The organism is Psychroflexus maritimus (assembly GCF_011089875.1).
GTDB lineage: Bacteria > Bacteroidota > Bacteroidia > Flavobacteriales > Flavobacteriaceae > Psychroflexus > Psychroflexus maritimus.
The window spans coordinates 66,797-88,194 of sequence record NZ_JAANAS010000116.1; the positions used below are offsets into that span (position 1 = coordinate 66,797).

General features: G+C 33.9%; 20 protein-coding genes. 13 read left to right on the top strand and 7 right to left on the bottom strand.

Annotated features, from left to right (window positions below):
• The first annotated feature begins 56 nt into the window (after window positions 1-56).
• From G7034_RS11640 to G7034_RS11660, 5 genes are all read left to right on the top strand, one after another.
• Window positions 57-425 carry a response regulator transcription factor gene (locus tag G7034_RS11640; RefSeq protein ID WP_166401128.1) on the top strand — a complete coding sequence of 123 codons (369 nt, stop codon included), beginning with the start codon at window positions 57-59 and terminating at the stop codon, window positions 423-425.
• Between the two features lie 18 nt (window positions 426-443).
• On the top strand, window positions 444-4,301 hold the full coding sequence (gene acs, locus G7034_RS11645) for an acetate--CoA ligase (protein ID WP_166401129.1): 3,858 nt from the start codon (window positions 444-446) through the stop codon (window positions 4,299-4,301).
• 654 nt (window positions 4,302-4,955) lie between these two features.
• The gene (locus G7034_RS11650; RefSeq protein ID WP_166401130.1) at window positions 4,956-6,074 is read left to right on the top strand and encodes a serine hydrolase domain-containing protein; all 1,119 of its coding nucleotides are present in this window, start codon (window positions 4,956-4,958) and stop codon (window positions 6,072-6,074) included.
• Between the two features lie 231 nt (window positions 6,075-6,305).
• A complete protein-coding gene (locus G7034_RS11655; protein WP_166401131.1) occupies window positions 6,306-8,222 on the top strand; it encodes a DUF294 nucleotidyltransferase-like domain-containing protein in 1,917 nt (638 codons plus the stop codon).
• Entirely contained in the window at window positions 8,222-8,818 is a 597-nt protein-coding gene (locus G7034_RS11660) for a 3'-5' exonuclease (RefSeq protein ID WP_166401132.1), read from the top strand. The genes G7034_RS11655 and G7034_RS11660 overlap by 1 nt, the downstream gene beginning before the upstream one ends.
• Before the next feature lie 17 nt (window positions 8,819-8,835).
• Here G7034_RS11660 and G7034_RS11665 read toward each other — a convergent pair whose 3' ends face one another.
• From G7034_RS11665 to G7034_RS11690, 6 genes are all read right to left on the bottom strand, one after another.
• Window positions 8,836-9,933, bottom strand: a complete 1,098-nt coding sequence (locus tag G7034_RS11665; protein ID WP_166401133.1) for an endonuclease — start codon at window positions 9,931-9,933, stop codon at window positions 8,836-8,838.
• 77 nt (window positions 9,934-10,010) lie between these two features.
• Entirely contained in the window at window positions 10,011-11,243 is a 1,233-nt protein-coding gene (locus G7034_RS11670; RefSeq protein WP_166401134.1) for an NRAMP family divalent metal transporter, read from the bottom strand.
• 58 nt (window positions 11,244-11,301) lie between these two features.
• Window positions 11,302-12,315, bottom strand: coding sequence for a BamA/TamA family outer membrane protein (locus tag G7034_RS11675; protein ID WP_246166842.1), 1,014 nt, complete (start codon window positions 12,313-12,315; stop codon window positions 11,302-11,304).
• Window positions 12,316-12,573: 258 nt separating this feature from the next.
• Complete coding sequence (locus G7034_RS11680) at window positions 12,574-13,659, bottom strand: flavin-containing monooxygenase (protein ID WP_166401136.1); 1,086 nt, start codon at window positions 13,657-13,659, stop codon at window positions 12,574-12,576.
• Window positions 13,660-13,851: 192 nt separating this feature from the next.
• Window positions 13,852-14,697 (bottom strand): peptide chain release factor N(5)-glutamine methyltransferase, encoded by an 846-nt coding sequence (gene prmC / locus G7034_RS11685; protein WP_166401137.1) that lies wholly within the window; start codon window positions 14,695-14,697, stop codon window positions 13,852-13,854.
• Between the two features lies 1 nt (window position 14,698).
• Window positions 14,699-15,181 carry a GNAT family N-acetyltransferase gene (locus tag G7034_RS11690; protein WP_166401138.1) on the bottom strand — a complete coding sequence of 161 codons (483 nt, stop codon included), beginning with the start codon at window positions 15,179-15,181 and terminating at the stop codon, window positions 14,699-14,701.
• Window positions 15,182-15,206: 25 nt separating this feature from the next.
• Between G7034_RS11690 and ribD the strand changes: the two genes are divergently transcribed.
• The 8 genes from ribD to G7034_RS11730 all read left to right on the top strand — a co-directional run bounded on the left by ribD (window position 15,207) and on the right by G7034_RS11730 (window position 20,476).
• Complete coding sequence (gene ribD / locus G7034_RS11695) at window positions 15,207-16,265, top strand: bifunctional diaminohydroxyphosphoribosylaminopyrimidine deaminase/5-amino-6-(5-phosphoribosylamino)uracil reductase RibD (protein ID WP_166401139.1); 1,059 nt, start codon at window positions 15,207-15,209, stop codon at window positions 16,263-16,265.
• The gene (locus G7034_RS11700) at window positions 16,258-16,869 is read left to right on the top strand and encodes an HAD-IA family hydrolase (RefSeq protein WP_166401140.1); all 612 of its coding nucleotides are present in this window, start codon (window positions 16,258-16,260) and stop codon (window positions 16,867-16,869) included. Before ribD ends, G7034_RS11700 begins: the two co-directional genes overlap by 8 nt.
• A complete protein-coding gene (locus G7034_RS11705; RefSeq protein WP_166401141.1) occupies window positions 16,866-17,747 on the top strand; it encodes an EamA family transporter in 882 nt (293 codons plus the stop codon). Before G7034_RS11700 ends, G7034_RS11705 begins: the two co-directional genes overlap by 4 nt.
• Before the next feature lie 19 nt (window positions 17,748-17,766).
• Complete coding sequence (locus G7034_RS11710; RefSeq protein WP_166401142.1) at window positions 17,767-18,378, top strand: IMPACT family protein; 612 nt, start codon at window positions 17,767-17,769, stop codon at window positions 18,376-18,378.
• 178 nt (window positions 18,379-18,556) lie between these two features.
• Entirely contained in the window at window positions 18,557-18,739 is a 183-nt protein-coding gene (locus G7034_RS11715) for a hypothetical protein (protein ID WP_166401143.1), read from the top strand.
• 109 nt (window positions 18,740-18,848) lie between these two features.
• A complete protein-coding gene (locus tag G7034_RS11845; RefSeq protein WP_223177628.1) occupies window positions 18,849-19,022 on the top strand; it encodes a type II toxin-antitoxin system RelE/ParE family toxin in 174 nt (57 codons plus the stop codon).
• A gap of 128 nt (window positions 19,023-19,150) precedes the next feature.
• Window positions 19,151-19,537 carry a hypothetical protein gene (locus G7034_RS11725; protein WP_317163781.1) on the top strand — a complete coding sequence of 129 codons (387 nt, stop codon included), beginning with the start codon at window positions 19,151-19,153 and terminating at the stop codon, window positions 19,535-19,537.
• A 78-nt stretch (window positions 19,538-19,615) separates the two neighbouring features.
• Window positions 19,616-20,476 carry an HAEPLYID family protein gene (locus G7034_RS11730; protein ID WP_166401144.1) on the top strand — a complete coding sequence of 287 codons (861 nt, stop codon included), beginning with the start codon at window positions 19,616-19,618 and terminating at the stop codon, window positions 20,474-20,476.
• 339 nt (window positions 20,477-20,815) lie between these two features.
• On the opposite strand, the gene G7034_RS11735 is transcribed toward G7034_RS11730, so the two are convergent.
• The gene (locus G7034_RS11735; RefSeq protein ID WP_166401145.1) at window positions 20,816-21,361 is read right to left on the bottom strand and encodes a pyridoxamine 5'-phosphate oxidase family protein; all 546 of its coding nucleotides are present in this window, start codon (window positions 21,359-21,361) and stop codon (window positions 20,816-20,818) included.
• Window positions 21,362-21,398: the final 37 nt, after the last annotated feature.

Genomic DNA, 21,398 nt, shown 5'->3' on the forward strand with positions numbered 1-21,398 from the left:
TCTAACTACTAGTCCTAAAGAAATTAGCAATTGCATAGAAAATTAAAATAATCAGCATGAAAAAAATATTAATTGTAGATGACGAACCTAACATAATTATGGCACTAGAATATGCACTTAAAAAGAAGTCGTATTTGGTTTACATTGCTCGAGATGGTGATGAAGCCATCCGGTTAGCCGATGAAAACCTACCTGATTTAGTAGTGCTTGATATTATGATGCCAAAAGTTGATGGCTATGAAGTATTACGCCATTTAAAATCTGAAAGTCCCATAAAAGATTCAATAAAGGTAGTGTTTATAAGTGCTAAAAACAAAGAAGATGATATTGAACAAGGATTGAGTTTAGGAGCAGATAATTACTTAACTAAACCCTTTTCAATAAAGAAATTACTTAATGAAATAGAAACTCAATTAGAAAATTAATACAAAAAAAATGTGATTATGAAATATACAGATGTTTTTCAAAAAAGTGTAGAAAACCCAGCGCAATTCTGGTTAGACCAAGCTAAGCATATCAATTGGTTTAAAGCACCAACAAAGGCTTTAGAACAAACTGAAGAAGGAATTTTTCATTGGTTTCCTGACGGAGAAACTAATTTAAGTTACTTGTGCATCGATCAACATGTAGAAGCAGGACATGGTGATGAGGTAGCCGTAATTTATGATTCGGCAGTAAGGCAAAAACAAATTAAATACACCTATAAACAAGTTCAAGAAAAAGTTGCCAAGTTAGCAGGCGGATTAAAAGCCATGGGCGTAGAAAAGGGAGACCGCGTGGTGATTTATATGCCAATGATTTCTCATTCATTGTTTAGTATGCTGGCCTGCGCAAGAATAGGTGCCATTCATTCGGTAGTTTTTGGCGGTTTTGCCCCTGATGAATTAGCTATGCGAATTGACGATGCTAAACCAAAAGTTATCATTACCGCTACTTCTGGAATTGAAGTGAATCGACTTATTGCCTATAAACCCATGGTTGATGAAGCCATTGAAAAATCACAGCATGAAGTTGAAAAAGTTATTGTTTTTAATAGAAAACTGGGCGTTGAATTTGAAGAGAAACCTTACGATGTAGATTATGTAAATTTGATTGAAAATTCAGAACCAGTTTCTCCTGTAGCTTTAAAATCTTCAGACCCTTCTTACATTTTATATACCTCCGGAACTACAGGAACTCCAAAAGGTGTAGTAAGAGATACAGGGGGGTATGCCGTTGGATTGAAATATTCTATGCAAAACATCTACGGAACTAAACCAGGCGATGTTTTTTGGGCTGCTTCAGATGTAGGTTGGGTTGTAGGACATAGCTATATTGTTTACGCTCCTATGATTCACAGAAATACTACTATTATTTATGAAGGAAAACCCGTAAGAACACCAGATGCTGGTGCATTTTGGCGCGTTATTGAAGACCATAAAGTAAATGTTATGTTTACTGCACCAACGGCTTTTAGAGCTATAAAAAAAGAAGACCCCAAAGGAAACTTGATTAAAAAATATGATATTTCTTCACTCAAATATCAATTTCTTGCTGGCGAAAGATGTGATGAAGCAACGCTTAAATGGGCAGAAGAAAAATTGCAAATTCCTGTGATTGATCATTGGTGGCAAACCGAATCGGGATGGTCTATTGTAGCTAATTTTATGGGCTTAGACCCACAACCTGTAAAAGTTGGTTCTGCTGGTAAAGCCGTTCCTGGTTATCAACTAGAAGTACTTAACAAAGAAGGTGAAGTTCTTCCCGCAGGCGAAGAAGGCTATATTTGCTCTAAACTTCCGCTTCCTCCTGGTTTTATGCAAACACTTTGGAACAACCACGAGCGCTATAAAAATGGCTACTTGAGTAAATTTCCAGGCTATTATTTTTCTGGCGATGGAGGTTATATAGATGAAGATGGTTACGTATTTATTACAGGACGAATTGATGATGTGATTAATGTTTCTGGACATCGCTTATCAACTTCATCCTTAGAAGAGGTGGTAGCCATGCATCCCGCTGTTGCAGAATGTGCGGTTGTGGGTATGGAAAACGACTTAAAAGGTCAAATTCCGTTAGCTCTTGTGGTAGCTAAGACGGGCGAAGAAGGCTATGAATCTTACAAATTAGAAACCGAAGTTATTCAGATGGTAAGAGATAGTGTTGGACCAATTGCTAGCTTGAAAAATGTAGTGATGGTAAAGCGTCTTCCTAAAACAAGAAGTGGTAAAATCCTTAGAAGAACACTTCGTAAAATTGTTGATGGAAAAACTTACACTATTCCCTCAACCATTGAAGAACCTATGGTTATTAGTGAAATTATTGAAACTTTAAGCCAGGAAAAAGTAGGTGTCTTTAAAGGCGATAAACAAGTGGTGGTTAATTCTTTAAAAGCATTAACTAAATCGTATTATAATATTGATTCCTTAGCAAAATACATAGATGTATATCGAATTTCGCAAAATGATCCAGAAACTTTTTGGAGCACTATTGCAGAACGAAATTTTGTATGGCAAAAGAAATGGGATAAGGTATTGGATTGGAATCCTGAGGAAGCAAAAGTAACTTGGTTTGAAGGTGCTAAATTAAACATTACCGAAAATGCCATTGACCGACATTTAAAAACAAGAGCTAATAAAACCGCAATTATTTGGGAGCCTAATAATCCTGAAGAAGAAGAGCAACGTATCTCTTACAAAGAGCTTTCAGAACGCGTTAATAAAATGGCTAATGTTTTGAAAGCAAATGGTATTCAAAAAGGAGACCGGGTGTGTATTTACTTACCTATGATTCCAGAATTGGCTATTGCCACGTTGGCCTGTGCTAGAATAGGCGCAGTACATTCGGTAGTTTTTGCTGGTTTTTCAGCTTCAGCATTAGCCTCAAGAGTTAATGACTCTGATTGTAAAATGGTCATTACTTCAGATGGTTCTTACCGAGGTTCAAAATCTATCGACCTCAAAGGGATTGTTGATGAAGCTTTAGAAACTACACCTTCAGTTGAAACCTGTTTAGTAGCTAAACGGACCTTCGCTAAAATAGAGATGAAAAAAGGCAGAGATGTTTGGTTGCATGATGAGTTGAAGAAAGTAGATAAAAATTGCGCACCAGAAGTGATGGATGCAGAAGACCTGCTTTTTATTTTATATACTTCAGGTTCTACAGGAACTCCGAAAGGAATGGTTCATACCACAGCTGGTTACATGGTATATTCAGCATTTTCATTTAAAAATGTGTTTCAATACAAGGAAAACGATGTGTATTGGTGTACTGCAGATATTGGATGGATAACAGGACATTCATATATTGTGTACGGTCCTTTATTAAACGGAGCTACAACGCTAATGTTTGAAGGTGTTCCGTCTTATCCCGATTTTGGAAGATTTTGGGAAATTGTAGAAAAATACAAGGTTAACCAATTTTACACTGCACCAACAGCTATTCGCGCATTAGCTAAACAAGATATTGAATTTGTAAATAAATATGATATTTCTTCCTTGAAAGTTTTAGGAAGTGTTGGAGAACCCATTAACGAAGAAGCTTGGAATTGGTATAACGAAAATATAGGAAAGAAAAAATGCCCCATTGTTGATACCTGGTGGCAAACTGAAACAGGGGGAATTATGATTTCTCCAATTCCTTTTGTAACGCCAACTAAACCAACTTACGCTACCTTACCTTTACCAGGAATTCAGCCTTCATTAATGGATGAAAAAGGAGCTGAAATGGAAGGTAATAGCGTTTCAGGAAGATTGTGTATTAAACATCCTTGGCCAAGTATGGCAAGAACTGTTTACGGAAATCATCAGCGTTATAAAGACACTTATTTTTCTGCCTTTAAAGGAAATTATTTTACAGGCGATGGCGCTTTGAGAGACGAAGTAGGTTATTACCGAATTACGGGTCGGGTAGATGATGTAATTATTGTTTCAGGCCATAATTTAGGAACTGCCCCTATTGAAGACGCTATTAACGAACATCCCGCTGTTGCAGAATCGGCAATTATTGGATTTCCGCATAATGTGAAAGGAAATGCCTTATCAGGTTTCATTATTTTAAAAACCGATGGTGAAGGTCGTGATAAAGAAAATTTAAGCAAGGAAATTAATCAGTTAATTTCTAGTAAAATTGGTCCGATTGCTAAATTAGACCGAATTCACTTTGTATCTGGCTTGCCTAAAACAAGAAGTGGAAAAATTATGCGAAGAATTATGCGTAAGGTTTCTGCTAATGAAGCCGATCAAATTGGTGATGTTTCAACTTTATTAGATCCTAGTATTGTAGATGAAATAAAAGAAAAGGTAAAACCGTATTTGAGTTAATTTGGTACTAGTTTATCTCAAATTTAAACCCTGTTTCTGTTGAAGTGGGGTTTTGTTTTTGTTTTCATAACTGGGAGATTAAGAGGGGCTTTTTTTCCATTCCGCACTTCCCCCTTACTTTCTGTCATTCCGCACGAGAGATAGCGAGATGCGGAATCTCATGTTTTGAAATCCTGAACGTGTTTTTTAGTAGGAAGTTTGTTTTGTCTTCGGTACAGGGAGATTCCGGATAAATTTCTTAGGAAATTTTCCGGAATGACAAGTCAGTGAGGGAATGAAAAAAGAGCGGAATGACAGGTCAATAGGGGAATGGAAAATTTTTACAGAATAATAGGTGACAGAGGAATTAGTATGGAAGCTTTAATTTTTAAATTATTTTCTCTGTAAACTTTGTGTTTTGCACTTTGTGAGCTCTGCGTGGAAGATAGAATAAAGTATTAAGCTGAAGCATTGGTTTAGGCGTTTTGAGATTGACAATTATAAACTTTGAATTATGTATAAGTTTCTTTTCGCCTTAGCGACTTTGCGAGAAAGCTATCATAGTTATACCGCAAGTTTAATTGAGAGGTAACCAGGAAAAAACTGATGGATTTTTATATAGACCTTTGTTAATCAAAATAAAAAGCTTAAATTTATATAATTATAAAAATTAGTATGTCTTTAGAATTAACGAAAAACACTTTTTATTTATTCGTAATCGTCCTGTTTATTTCTTGTCAATCTGATGATGAAGCAACAACAACTAACGATGAAGACGAAGCGACCGAATTTTATTTTCCAAATGATGATGCTTCCTGGGCTGCGCTTTCTGCTGAAGACCTCAATTGGAATGCTCAAAAAATGGAAGACTTATTGGTATTTTTAGAGGAAAAAAACTCAAGAGGGTTTATTGTGCTTAAAGACGGAAAAATTGCAATAGAAGAATACTGGGGAGATAACCTCCTGGGGAATTCAGCATTTGACGAAGAAACACTATGGTATTGGGCTTCTGCAGGGAAATCTTTAACTTCAGTAATGCTAGGCTTAGCTGAGCAACAGGGCTTGTTAAGCTTAGAAGAACCAATTAGTAATTACATTGGTAATCAATGGTCATCTTTAAATGAAGAACAAGAAAATGCAATCTTGCTCAAGCATCATTTAAGTTTTACTACCGGAATAGATTATAACGTAGAGGAATTAAATTGTACTGATCCTTCTTGCTTAACTTACCTGCAGGAACCAAATACAAACTGGTATTATCACAATGCCACCTATACTATTTTAACTGAAGTCATTGAGTCGGTATCCGAATCAAGTTACACAAATTTCACCAATGAAAATCTAGGAGCAAGCATTGGACTTAATGGTTTTTGGTCAATGACAGATGACAATGCAAATGTTTATTTCAGTACAACTAAATCGGCTGCTCGTTTTGGCTTATTTGTTTTAGCCGAAGGAAGATGGAAGGAAAATCAATTACTTTCTTCAAATTATTATGAAAAAATGATACAAACATCGCAGGCTTTAAACCCTAGTTATGGATATTTATGGTGGTTGAATGGACAATCTAGTTTTAGGGTTCCAAACCAAACAGCTTCCTTTCAAGGGAGTCTTTTACCAGATGCTCCGGACGATTTAATTTTGGCATTAGGTAAAAATGGTCAGTTTATTGGAATTGTGCCAAGCCAAAACTTAGTTATAGTTCGGTTTGGTGATAACCCTGGAGGAGACCCACTAACAATTGAATTCATTAGAGAAGTTTTTAGTCAATTAAAATCAATGATGAACGAATAACACTATTTAAAAATTCTGCTAAAAATAATTGTATTGAGTATTCATTAAATAATTAGAAAGCTTCTGGATTTTTAAATATTTCAATAAACTATAGCATTGAGTTTTAGGTGATGAAGGACTTCAGAAAAAAAATCAACTATTCATAGCAACAAAAGAAATGAAAAACCATTTATCTTTTTTTGATTATTTTTAAAATTAATTTGAAGATTCATAAGTTTTAAATTGAAAAAAATGAATAAGAATACCATAGTTGAACGTGTCGCTGATTTTTTAAAAGAATACCCACCTTTCAATTTAATTTCTCCTAAGGAATTAACACACATAGCTTCGCAGGTTGAAGTCTTTTATTTACCTAAAATGGAGACTTTATTTAAGGTAGAAGAGGCTACTAAAGCCTTTTTTTATGTGGTTCAACAAGGAGCAATAAGCCTTTACACCGAAGAACAAAGTTTGTTAGTAGATGTTTGTCAGCCAGGAGATTTATTAGGTTTACGGCCTTTATTTGCCGATAATAAATATGCGTTAAAAGCCATTGCTCAAAAAGACACCCTGGTCTATGCAATACCCATAGCAAGTTTTAAACCTGTACTCACTAATAATTTTAAGGCATTACACTATTTACTTGAAGTTTTTGCGGCTAATTCTAAACGGCCTGATGAATCAATTTCAGGCAAAGAAAAATTACCAGAAGCGCGAGTTTTTGAAGAATCTGATGCGCTTAAACTTAGTTATTTTCAACATATTTCATACACTAAGCATCCAGTAACAGCAGCTCCTGAAGAGAAAATAAAAGAAGTAGCTTTACTAATGCGTAAGCATAAAATTAGTTCAGTAATTATTGTACAAAATGAATTACCCATAGGAATTGTAACCGATAAAGACCTGCGAAATAAAGTAGCCACTGGCGAAGTTTCATTAAGTGAAGAAACTAAACAGATTATGTCTTCTCCTGTGGTTTGTAGTGAAAGTTCAGTAAATGTAGCCGAGCTTCAGTTACTGATGCTTAAAAATAATATTGGTCACGTTTGTATTACAGAAGATGGTTCGCCTAGAACAAAGTTACTTGGAATTATGTCTGAACATGATATTATTGCAGCTCAAGCTAATAATCCAGTTGCTTTGTTGAAACGAGTAGTGAGAAGTAAAGACGTAAACGAACTGAATCACATTCGGTTTAGACTTGGGCTTTTAATTGAAAGTTTTTTAAGCGCAAAACTCCCCTTGGCTTATTTAATGAAAGTGGCAGGTGAAATTAATTTCTCTCTTACTAAGCGATGTGTAGAATTAGCCAAAGCACAACTTGGAGAGGCTCCATGTAGCTTTGCTTGGATGAATTTAGGAAGCCAAGGAAGAGGAGAACAACTTTTGCTCACAGATCAAGATAACGCCTTAGTTTTTGAGGAAGTAGGCGAAGACCAAAAAGACGGTGTTCAGGCTTATTTTCTAGACTTAGCCGAATTAGTTACCAAATACATGAATCAAATTGGCTATGATTTTTGTCCTGCTGCTATGATGGCTAGTAATCCCAAATGGTGTTTAAGTTTAAATCAGTGGAAACAACAATTTACGAGTTGGATTAAAAAACCTTCTGAGGAGCGTATAATGATGTGTACTATATTTTTTGATTTTCAGTTTATAGAAGGCGACCAAAAACTCACACAAAGCTTAAATCAACATATTTACAAAATGCTTTCTGGTGATCAAAGTTTCTTTGCTCACTTAGGTTTAAACGCCATTAAAAACCCACCGCCTTTGGGAATTTTTAAGCAGATTTTAGTGGAAGAAGAAGGCCGTAAAAAAGGTTTGTTTGATGTTAAATCGAGAGCTCTTATGCCTTTGGTCGATGCGGCTAGAATTCTAGTGCTATCCAAGCAAAACACAACATTAAACAATACCGCAGAAAGGTTTCTGTTTTTGGCTAAAGATGAACCTCAAAATGCCGATTTATTTGAACGTTGTGCACAAAGTTTTCTACTTTTTTCAAAACACCGAACTCAAGCAGGAATTAACGAACAAGATTCAGGGCGATTTGTTGATTTAGAAAAAATGTCTAAGCAAGAAAGAGTGGCTTTAAAAAATGCATTTCAACCCATTTCAGAAATTCAATCAGTTTTAAAAAACAGATTTAAATTAACTTATTTTACTTGATGAAATTTTTAAAAAACCTTTTTCAAAAGCCAAGTTATCCCAATTTTTGGAATGATTACATCTCTTGTTTTGAATCTGAAAAATCATCTGGCAACTACTTTGTTTTTGACTGCGAAACCACAGGTTTAAAACCAACAAAAGATTATTTATTAAGCATTGGGGGAGTGCAGGTAAATTCCTGTCGAATTTTGATTAAAGATAGCCTTGAAATTTATGTGCAACAAGCTTATTTTAATCCTGATTCTGCGCATATTCACGGCATAGTTAAGGAGCATGATTTTCCTACATTAGAAGAAGCAGAAGCGGTAAAATTATTTTTAAAAAAAGTTAAAAACCATACCTTGGTTGGGCATCATGTAAGTTTTGATATAGCTATGATAAACCAAGCTTTAAAGCGAATGCAATTACCTAAACTTAAAAACAAAATTTTAGACACGAATACCCTTTATCTTGAAAAGAACCATATTCCTTCAGAGCAGCGATATAGCTTAGATGAATTATGCGAAATTTTTAAATTGCCTAAAAAAGATAGACACACAGCTGCGGGTGACGCTTTTTTAACTGCCCAAGTCTTACTTCAACTTTTAAGTCAGTAAAAACAAAAGATAAAAATTTAATGAACAATTATCTTATGTGTTGAGTTCTGTTGATTATGGCTCACTTTCAATAAGTAAATACCTGCTTTTAGCTGGTTGAATTCAACTTTCTCTTCTTCTTTTTTGGGTTGAACTTCTTTGATTAATTTCCCTGTTATTGAGTACAATTGAAGTTGGTCTAATGGCGAAGAAAACTGAACATAAAACAGGCCATTACTTGCAGGGTTAGGATAAATACTAACTTCGTCTTTCAGTGTAAATTCAGACGAGGAAAAGGTGCAATTATCTTCATCAACATCCCAAATAGCACAAACAAAATCAGGTTGATCAACAAATGGATTTCTATTTCCTTGAAATTCAAAAGTAGCATTATTTCTATCAATTTCTTTTTGATCTACCGGATCGTTAACATGCCAATCGTATAGTAAATCAATTACCCAATCTTGATAAACTTGATCTGAAGAGCCATCTAGATAGAAATCACCATTTTCATTATTTCCTACCCAAAATTCAATAGCGTTTTCATAACGTGTAGCCATGTAGAAATATATTCTTGCAATGTCGCCTTTGTATTCATCAATAACTTCAAAAGCTGTACCGCTGTAACCTGGTGTAATGCTATTACCTCTTGCGGTACCATTACTACTCACAAAGTTTGGATTACTAACTTCAGCAAAAACATAAGCACCACGTTCACTATTAACCTTTTTATCTGTAGGCAATAAATTGATGATATCGGAATATTCTGGAAGGGTAGAAGCTCCACCAAACCAACTTCTAGGAAAAACATGTTCTCGATTAAAATATTCACATTCGGTATTTCCTCCGCTGCCTGTATCTTGGTTACCTCCAAATTCAGGAGTACCAAAGTTAAATGTACAATTCGAATAAATATCTAATACGTTTCCTTCTTGAGTAGCGTCGTTATTTTCAAAAAATGTCCATGCATCGGTATAAGTTTGAGGGGCGTGATTTTCAGAAATAATTTGATACAATTCTGTTTTGAGTTCAAAACCGCTTTTTCCTTGAGTTGAATTGTAATAATTTGAAGGCGCTTGAGCCTCAACAATAAAAAATGAAAATAATAAACTAAGTTGAAGTAATCTTTTAAACATTAATTTTTTTGTGGCAAATTTAAAGATATTCAATGGGTTAGGGGCGTATTTTTAAAATATTTATAGAATCTATGTAATTAGTTGAAAAACAGATTGTAAACGAAAACAAAATTAAATATGCAGAGAAAAATTAGACAGGCCCACGAAAAATAGATTAATAATTTGGATAGTTTGTATTCTTTTTTCACTTCTTTAGAGAGCATTAATTTAAGGTTAAAGTACCCAAAAACTGGAGCTGTTAGAAAAGATAAAGCAGCTGCAAAATCAATCAAACCTGTAAATTTATGCGAAGCAAATTGAATAACTCCAAGGCTACCAATAATTAATATGGCTAAGCTTATAAAGTAGATTTTATTTTTCCTGTAGTTCAAATTTGGGAAATACGTTGCAAATGAATTAGCTATAACCCGCGGGTAGGCATCGGTTACAGCTAGGGTAGTGCTTAGCATAGTAATAAAAGCAGCAAAACCTATAAAAAACTTTGCCCAATTGCCTAAATTTTTTGCGTATAAATCAATAAGTTGTTGAGTAAAACCAATGGCACTAGTAGAAAAACTTTCTGCAGACCCATACATAACTAACACACCTAAGGCAAAAAATAAAATAGCAATAACCGAAGCGGAGAGGTAGCCAATATTAAAATCCCATAAAGCATCACTTTTGCTTAATTGGTTATTTTGAGCCATTGCCTTTTCTTTCGTCCAAAGTGAATGCCAAACAGAAGCATCAATGGGTATAGGCATCCACCCCATAAAAGCAACAATAAAAGCCAAGCTACTCGATTCTAAAAGCGATGGAATAGCAATAAAGTTTTGTGGAGATTTAAATTTAATTGAAGCAATTACTACAGCTATAAAAGTGCAAAGACTTAGTAAGCTAATAATAATTTTCATGCTTGTGTCTAGGCCTTCATACTTTCCAATGCTTAAAATAAACACGCAAAAACTAAGAACAATTACCGACCAATAAAATAGTTCTATTTCAAAGTTGAATAAATTAGCGACCAACCCAGCGGTCACCAAACTCACAGCGGCGGTTATTATGAACATACTTGCTAAAGTCATTAACAGATAAGACCAAAAAGCCCATTTACCAAGATTGAGGTAGCCTTTAATTAAATGATTCTGTGTAATTGAAGTGTAGAGTGGGCCAAAAAGTAAAAAAGGGTATTTGGTAAGACAAGCTATAATCAAAGCAAAAATCAGCACCCAGCCAAATTCAGCTCCAGCTCTTGTTGATTGAACTAAATGAGATACCCCAATTGCTGCTCCTGCTAATAAAAAGCCTGGACCAATATGTTTAAGATTCATTTTTTATCTGCTTGATTCAATTGATAAATTCTACAAAAAAAACCTTAGTTTTTTCAGTTTAAAATGCCTCACCAATGGTAATGTATAAACCATTTTCATCTGGAGTATAGGCATAATCTAACCTTGCCCAGATGTCTTTTTTCTGAAATAATAAGAACCTAATTCCAGCACCAGCGGCCCATTTTAATTTATCAGATTCCCAGTTAGAATAATTGTTAAATACGCTTCCTGCACTAGTAAAAACTGTAGCTCCCCAACGGTTTGTAAAACCTAATTTTAGGGGTAACATTCGGTATTCAATTTGAGCAGCTAGTTGGTTTCGATCTCTGAATCTTCCTAAAAAGTAGCCGCGCATTAAACTTTGCCCTCCCATTAAAGACAATTGGTTAAAGGGTATATCACCTCCAAATTGAGTTTGACTAAAAATTTGTGCAGCAAACACATTTCTTTTCCCAATAGGTTTAAAATATCGACCGTCAACAATAAAGTTGTGATAATCAACCGAGCTGTTCATAAAGGGGTTGTATTTTAAGTAGGCAAATTCTAGAAATTTACCATCTCTAACGTTTAAAACATTGTGTCTGTTGTCATAGACCAAACCAACTCCTAAACCAAGATTTGTTTTTCCGTCTGCACCAAATGGAAGTTCTAAATCTTCAAAATTTTCTTCGGGTTTAAATTCAACTCTACTTAAACTTCTAAAATCAGCTTCAAAACCAATAAAAAAGTTATTGGCAACTTTTCTAAGTACGCGTTCTTTAATATTGATTTGAAGCGCATCTACTAGTGCAATGGCATCCTCAGGAACACGGTTTACTTCACTTTGAATACCGAAATATTTCAGCGGAAAACGTTCCGCTAAGATTTCCCCAAGAAAAAACCATTCATCTTGATCAGAATAGATGGCATGTTCAAATCTTGCTCCGTATTGTTTGTTTAGCGTAACAAATGCAAATCCGCTAATTTCACTTAGTCTGTTTGTTTTATCATCATTAGCAAAATAAACGTAAAGCGGACTAAAGCCAATCTCTAAGCTTGTTTCTGGTTCGTAAGCCAACGTAGGATACATCATGAACTGTGACTTTTCCTCCGCAACCGTATCCTTTATAATCCGATTTATATAACTAAACAGTTTATTTTTGTTTTTTTCTACAAACTTTAAAGAATCTTCCTCTTGAGCGAAAAGCGAACTGTTAAAGCTACCCATAAAAGAAAAGACCAATATAAAAAATAGACAAGCTTTATATTTTTTCATTCGTTAGATTCATCGAAATTAAGCCGTAAATATATTGAAATTAATAGAAGACTTAGCGAACTGCTTCTAAAATTTTTAATGGGTTTCTAAAACAGCTTCGTTTTCAACTTTTAATTTAGGAATATGTTGTTGAATATGTTCGGCTAAAAAAGCAGCATCTTTTTTAATTCCGCCCAGGGTTGCAGATCCACGTGTATGTAGCCAAGGTAATCCTATAAAAAATAAACCCTTCATGTTGCTAATTCCTCGATTGTGGACGGGGTAGTTGTCTTTGTCTAACTCTAAACCTTTAATCCAATTAAAATTAGGTCTATATCCGGTGGCCCAAACAATATTGCTTAGGTTGTTAATCTCTTGGTCTTCTGTAGTTATTATGTTTTCTTCTGCATCTAAGCAATGCCCTACGGGTAACACATTTTTTCTGGCTAGTATTTCTTTTACATCAGTTCCTATAACAGGCTGCTTTCCTTGGCTAATTTTTTTGCCTAGCCATGAATTTTTACTAAAACTCAAATAGCCAAATTTAGTAAACCACCACCATAAAGTCTTGCCTAAAATTTCTTGAGGAAGTGTTTTTACACTAGTGTCTCCAGAAAAATAAACCTGATTTGATGTAGAAGCTGAAATCTCGTCTAAAATTTGGTAGCCTGAATCGCCTCCACCAACAACAAGTGTACATCCAGGTTTTAGCTGTTCGGTATTTTTATAGTAATTGGAATGTAATTGAAGAATGCTATGATCTATTTTTTTACTAAAAGCAGGAGTGTAAGGAATATGAAATGGGCCTGTGCCAATGATGAGGTTTTTACAATAAAATTCGCCTTGATTAGTAGTTAACCTAAATACTCCATCTTGTTTATCAATTTTTTTGACTAAAGTTTCTAATTCCACAGGAAAGTTAAAATGATTTACATACGCTTTGAAGTAGTTAGCGACTTCGTATTTTGAAGGATAATGTCCCTTTGGTGCAGGAAAATCAAGTCCTTCAAGGTGATTAAATTCTGTAGGAGTAAAAAGCTTTAACGAATCCCATCGATTTAACCAAGAAGCTCCAATTTCATTTTCTTTGTCTAAAATGACAAAATTTCGATTTTGTTTTTTTAGCTGATAAGCCATAGAAAGTCCGGCTTGTGCTGCTCCAATAATTATAAAATCGTACATAAATCTAGCTTTTCTACAAATATACTAAAATAAACTCAATGCCCTTTTGAAACAGCATTTGAATACAAACCAAAAGACCTTGAAAATCAACTTCTCTTATATTTTTATGAAGCCAATCAATTAGTCTTGCACTACTTTTGTAACTATTAACCTGAGCTAAGGTTATAAAAAATTGAATATTTTAAATTAACCTCAAATTTTGAAAATGGCTCTCATCATGCGGTCTTTTCCGAGAAAGTCTTTTTTTAATTCAATAGCAGAAAAACCCATTTCCTTCAAATCTTCCGTTAATTGTTCCCCATATTGTTCATTAATTTCAAAGAACAATTCGCATTTTTTATTTTGATGTGCAACTAATTGGGCAATTTTGTGGTAAAAAAGCAGGGGGGTATTCTGTTGAACAAATAAGGCAACAGCAGGTTCGTGATCTAATACATTGGGTTTCATTAGCGTCTTTTCATTTTCTAGTACATAAGGAGGATTAGAAACCACTAAATCATAAGGTTTTTGAAAAGCTTCCATGTTAAGAATGTTGGTTTGAATAAACTTGATGTTTGTCTGGTTTAACTGAGCATTTTCAGCAGCTGTTTTTAGTGCATCTTCAGAAACATCTAAGGCGGTTACTTGAGCATTTTTGTTTTTCTTGGCAAGTGCAATAGCAATGCAACCTGAACCTGTTCCAATGTCTAGAATATGAGGCGAGTTATTTTGGTGTATTTCTGAAATCCATTCTATTAACTCTTCCGTTTCAGGGCGAGGAATCAAGACGGAAGGGTTAACTTTAAACTCCATATCGCAAAATTCTGTAGTTCCTAAAATATACTGAATGGGTTCGTTGTTTTTAAGTCGCTTGAGGTCTTTTTGTAATGAATTTAAATTTTCATTTTTTATATTTAAATTGCTTTCTCTTAAAAGTTCAATTTTTGTTTTTTTAAGCCTTGTTTCAGTAAGCCAAAAAAATAAATTTCTAATTTCGTCTTTAGAGTAATTATGCTTCAGCTGAAGAAAAAACTCTGATTTAAATTGAGCTAACTTCATTTTACAATTTTTTCAGCATAAAAACCGTACAACTAAAATGTCCGGTGTTACCTATTCGGTGAGGAGTGTATTCAAAACCCGACTTTTCATAGCGTTTTCTTGCCGCTTTCATAAAGGGTAAGGTTTCAATATAGCATTGAGAAAAACCTGCTTCTTTGGCAAAATCTAGGCATGTATTGATCATTTTTTCACCCCACCCCTTACCGCGAATAGATGGATGGAAGTACATTTTTTGAAGTTCGCAAGTGTCTTCTTCAGCGGCTAAGTTACCAATTCCTGCTCCTCCTAGTAATTGATTTGCTTGTTCAATAACAAAATACCTTGTGTTTGGTGCTTGGTATGATTCACTTAGGTTAAATAAATGTTTATCTGCATAAGCTGTTCCTGTTTTTGGTGCATTTTCGCCTTCTAGAACCAACTGAATTAATTCACCTAATTTTTTATTGTCTTTGGGTTGAATTGGTCTGATTTGAATTTCTGACATTAAATTATAATTCTATTTTTGTGGCGTGAAAATACAAGAAAATTACATAAAACGATGTTTAGCTTTAGCCAAAAATGGGTTAGGAACAACTTATCCTAATCCTTTAGTAGGCGCAGTAATTGTTTACGAAGGTAAAATTATTGGTGAAGGTTGGCATCACCAAGCAGGGAAAGCTCATGCAGAAGTGAATGCGATAGCCCAAGTTGAGGATTCTGAAGTACTTAAAAAATCAACTATTTACGTGACTTTAGAACCTTGTAGTCATTTTGGAAAAACGCCCCCTTGTAGCGATTTAATTATTGCGAAGGGAATTAAAAATGTGGTTATTGGAATGTTGGATCCTTTTGAAAAAGTTGCAGGAAGAGGAATAAAAAAACTATTGGAAGCGGGTTGCAACCTAAAAGTAGGTGTTTTAGAAGAAGAATGTAAGGAACTTAATAAGCGTTTTTTAACTTATAATTTAAAAAAACGACCCTACGTAATTTTAAAATGGGCTCAAAGTAAGGACAGCTTTTTATCTCCTTATGCTTGGCCAGAAAAGCCTAAAAAACAAGCTCCTATTTGGATTACAAATTCTGTTTCAAAACAGTTAGTGCATAAATGGAGAGCAGAAGAACAAGCTATTTTGATAGGAAGTAAAACAGCCTTAACCGATAATCCGCAACTTACTACCCGTTTATGGGATGGACCAAGCCCCTACCGAATTTTGTTAGATCCAGATTTAGAAGTAGGGCATAAGCACTCGCTTTTTTCTGATGGCAATCCTACTTTGGTTCTTTATAAATCAAATTTAATCCCCCCAGTTAATCAACAAAAAATTGATTATGAGCCTATTGAGCTTGGCGAAAATTTGCCGCATCAAATTTTAGAAATAGCTTACAAAAAAGGAATACAGTCTTTACTAATTGAAGGAGGGGGGGTAACTTTGCAAACTTTTATTAATCAAAATTTATGGGATGAGGCCCGTGTTTTTGATGGTTCAGTTTATTTTAATGGTGGAACTCCAGCTCCTAAAATTGAAGGAAAATTAGTTAGTAAACAAAATATTAATTCAGATTTTTTAAAACTTTTGAAAAATGATTAAAAGCTTAGTGTTTGATTTTGGTGATGTTTTTTTAACTTTAGATAAATCAGCGACTCAAAAAAACCTACAAAAATTTGGAATTACCGAATTCACTAAAGATATGTTGGTAAAAAACCAAGCCTACGAAATGGGTTTAATTTCTACACAAGATATTATAGAATATTACACTACCCATTTTCCCCAGATTAGTCAGCTTGATTTTATACATGCTTGGAATTCAATTTTAATTGATTTTCCTCCGCATAAATTAGATTTCATTAAAACCTTAGCCCAAGAAAAATCATTTCAATTAATTTTATTGAGTAATACTAACCACTTGCACATTGAGTGGGTAAAAGAAAACATTGAAATCTATAATGAATTTAAAAATTGCTTTGATGCTTTTTACCTTTCTCATGAAATTGAATTGCGTAAGCCAAGTGAAGCCATTTTTAAGTATGTATTAACTAATCACGACCTAAAGCCTGAAGAAACTTTGTTTATAGACGATACTTTAGAACATATTAAAGCAGCTTCTCAATTGGGTATTAAAACTTGGCACTTGCAAGCCGGTAAGGAGGATGTAGTTGATTTGTTTAAAATTAAAAGAGACCTTTTGTTTTGATAGCCCTTCTTCTTTCTATTCTTTCTTCAACCTTAATTTACATTTGTTTTAATGTATTAGGTAAGTTTGGAGTTAATAAACTACATGCGCTTATTTTTAATTATCTAGTTGCTTTCTTTTTAGGATGGTTGCTAAGTCCGCAGGGTACTTCTGTGTTGGCTTATCCGCAGCAAGATTGGTTTTGGGGTTCATTAATTTTAGGTAGCTTATTTATAGCAACCTTTTATTTGATGTTTAAAACAACCCAAAAGCATGGTATGTCTGTTGTTTCGGTAGCTAGTAAAATGAGCGTTTCTATACCCGTTGTTTTTGTCATTGTTTTTTATGGTGAATCGCTCAACTTCTTAAAAGTTATAGGCATATTACTTGCCTTAGCTGCTGTGTATTTAGTGGCGTTAAAAAAGAAAAAAGAAAATCCGCTTTTTAATACTACATTAGTTTTGCCTTTTTTAGTATTTTTTGCTAGTGGTACGGTAGAAAGCACACTAAAGTACTTGGAAGATGCTTTTGTTGCACAAGAAGAAGTTCCTGCATTTTCTTCGAGTGTATTTTTCTTTGCAAGCTTATTTGGTCTTTTAATTTTTGCTATTCAGTACCTTAAAAACAGAAAGGCGATGCAATTAAAATCAATGATTGGTGGGGTGCTTTTAGGGATTCCTAATTATTTTTCCATTCATTTTTTTATTCAAGCACTTAAATCCAATGTTTTTGAAACCTCTTTAGTTTTCATTATAAATAATATTCTTATTGTTATATTTTCTACCTTTGTAGGAATCTTGTTTTTTTCTGAAAAACTTCAAAAGCAAAATTGGCTTGGAATTTTACTTGCCTTAATTAGCATTATAATGGTTTATTTATCCTCGCAACAAATCACTTAAATAATCGGTATAAAGAATTATGGAAAAAGACGCTTATAAAACACTTACCAAACCCGGAAAAGAAACGTTATTTAAAGAAAAAGGGAGTAAGTTTTTTGGATATGCTTTTCCTGTAACAAACGAAGATGAAATTAATTTTTGCTTAGAAGAATTAAAATCCAAACATCACAAAGCTCGTCATTTTTGCTATGCTTGGCAATTAGGTAAAGACTATGCACATTTTAGAGCCAATGATGACGGAGAGCCTTCAAATTCGGCAGGAATGCCCATTTATGGTCAACTTCAAGCTTTTCAGGTAACCAATTGTTTGGTGGTGTCAGTACGTTATTTTGGAGGAACAAAACTAGGAGTTGGTGGATTAATTTCGGCGTATAAAACAAGTGCTCAATTAGCTTTAGAAGCATCATCGATTATTCAAAAAACCATCGATGTTAATTTTCAGGTGAAATGCAACTACGACATGATGAATGTTGTTATGCGTTTAGTAAAAGACTTGGCCCTTAGTATCGAAGCGCAAAATTTAGAAATGGACTGCGACTTTAAGCTTGCTGTTCGGAAAAAAGATTACCCCAAGGTTTTTAAGCAATTTCAAAACACCTACGGACTTCAAGTTAAACCGCTTGAAGATTGATTAGATTAGTGATTGCTATTTTGAATTCTTACTAAAATGCTTTGTTTTCTTACTATATTATTATATCTAATCTGGTTAAATTTGATGATGAAGCTTGGGGGGTGAAATAGTTGCCAGCAATTTAAAACGAAATTTCCGTTGAAATAAAATCTTTCGTATCTTTAGAAGAATTTACACTATGATAACTAATACAAAATTGAAAGAACAAATTGATAGTTTTCCAGAACAGTTTTTGATTGACGATTTAATTGAAAGACTAATTTTAGTGGAAAAAATTGAGAACGGAAAAATCCAATCTGAAAATGGTGAAGTCTTAAGCGAAAGTGAATTTGAAAAAGAGATAGATAAATGGTTCGAATAAACTGGATTTTTCAAGCAAAAAACGACTTAAAAGATATTGCTGATTATATTTCTAAAGACTCTAAACTTTATTCAAAACGACAAGTTTAAAAATTTGAAGCCGAACTGATATGTTGAAATCTCAGAATTATTCTGGTCGAATGATTTCTGAAATTCAAAACGAAAACATTAGAGAAATTCTTCAAGGAAACTATCGAATAATTTACCGAGTTGTGAATAAAAACCGAATTGATATTTTGACTGTTCATCATTCTTCACGAGATTTGCGAAAACGAAAAATATAACAGAGCCGAAAAATACGCAAGGTAACAGCGGACAGGAAAAATGGTGAATTTTTGCCCGCCACAGACCATATACGAAAAAGCTTGGTAGCCATATAAGAAAAACGACAAAATATCTTTAATTTTGTACTGTGTTAAGTAAAATAAGAAATAGCGTATTAACAAAAATCCTTTGGGGATTAATGGGATTATATCTGCTCAATATAAGTGTTGACACGGCAGACCTAAAGCCTAAACATATTCCTGAAGATTTATCTTTCAATGACCAAGAAAGTATTATTGAAATAGTTCTTGAAAAAGTATTGGGTTATGAAGATGCTATTAAAGAATATGACGACAATGATACAGAAGACCACAATAGAAATACAAATGTTAAAATTGATTTAACAACTCATTACATAGTTGAAAATAACTTAAATCAATTATTCACAGGAACTACAAAACACAATTTCCCCGATTACTTAACCAATTTGAGTAATGGCTTTCAAAAGCTTAATTTTCCACCACCCAAGATTTGATTTGTTTTACGATTTGACTAATTCTCACCTATTCAATAGTAGTGGGAATATTTCTTAATGCTTAAAAAATAAATCAAAATGAACTTGAAAAAATCATTGGTGCTAATTACACTTTTAGCTTTTTCAACATATTCAATTGCCCAAATTACAAAAACTGAAAAAGATAGTATCTATATTCAGCAAGTAGAAGCCCATAAAGAGCCTTACAAAGTTTTACACGCTGAACCGCTCTATGTTGACCTTATACGTGATTTGGGAGCGAGAAAAGGAGAAAAAGAATGGAACATTGGACTAGGCTTGACAGACAACTTAAAATTTGATGCTTATGAAGCACTGATTGAATATGAATGGGCGCCAATTGACAGGTTGGGCTTAGAAGTTGAATTACCCTTTACATTTTATTCACCTGTAGAGGACACCGAGAAAGATTCAATCCCTTCCAATCAATTAAACAGTATAAAAATAGCAGCTCAATGGTCTTTCTTTGTAAATGAACCAATGGCTACATCAATGGCACTTGGATATATCAACGAGTTTGAATTGTCAGACTTTAGAAATTTTGGAAAGCCATTTATTAAAGGAAACGTATATAACCCTTTCTTGGTGGTCGCCAAACGTTGGGGAAACAATTTTCATTCATTGATTTACACAGGACCAATGATTGAACAGGATTTCAGTACAAACAAATTCCATACGACTTATGACATCAATACAAGTTTCCATTATATGATAACAGGGACAAGAAATTTTATTGGTGTTGAATTTAACAAGACATTTGACAATGGCGACTTTGATATGACAATGCGACCACAAATGCGGTTAGGAATAGCCGACAACTTATTGGTTGGAATTGTTGTAGGAATTCCCGTGAGTAGAGAAAATGAAAGGTTTAGTTCGTTCGTAAGACTCATTTGGGAACCAAAACATAAGGCGAAATAAACAAATACAGCTACCAACAGTACCTAAGAAAACATGGGGCAAATAGTGGTATCCAAAAGGTTCATCATCCGTAGCATCTTCCCGTTAGGTTGGAAAGGTAATCATTCTTAAAAGCCCCACGTTTTTTTAGCTGCGACGTGCTATAAAGATTTTGGGATTAGCAGAAATAAAGAAAACAAATTCATTTCTGCTGTTACTTTATGGTCAGAAACTAGTGGACGCACGTATTATTTTGAAGAAGAACACAAGTTGGTAAAGGAGAATGGTGAATTTGTTTTTAAATCAATTGATACGCTTTTGAATTTTGTGAAATAAAAAGTAGATACTTTATTCCTGTTTTTAAGGATTTAAAAACTGACCATCCCATTCATTATTTTCGTCTAACTCAAACTTTGCTCTTAGGTGATTGGGTCTTTTTAATTGTAAATATTCAATAGTATTGGTTTTTAGCTTTAATAAGCAAAAATGATTTTCGTCCTCTTTGTATTCCACTTCATCTGGATTTTTAATAGGAGTGCCTGGAGCTAAGGCTGTGATGAAGTCTTTAGTGGAATTTCCCTGCATTTTATTCCAATGTTTTTCATATTCTTTTCCAGAAGTAATAATTTGAATAGCACCACTAACCTGAATTTGCAAAAGCTTTTTGGGATGATAAAATAATGCAGAGGCTTGCTTGTTTGTTGAAAACTCTTTTATTTTACTACTTCGGTAATCGGTGTAAATAAGTAACTCCTTCTTTTCAGTAACTTCTCTTAAAACTACCGTGCGCTGATTAACCTTAGTATCAGAAGCACTAGCTAATGAAAAATACCTAAATGGATGCTTTTTTTTGAGGTAGCCAAATTTCAATTCGTGAGTTAAATCCTGTAAAATATCCTTAAGCATAATTTTTTATTCAAAATTCGAAATTAAAAGCGACAAA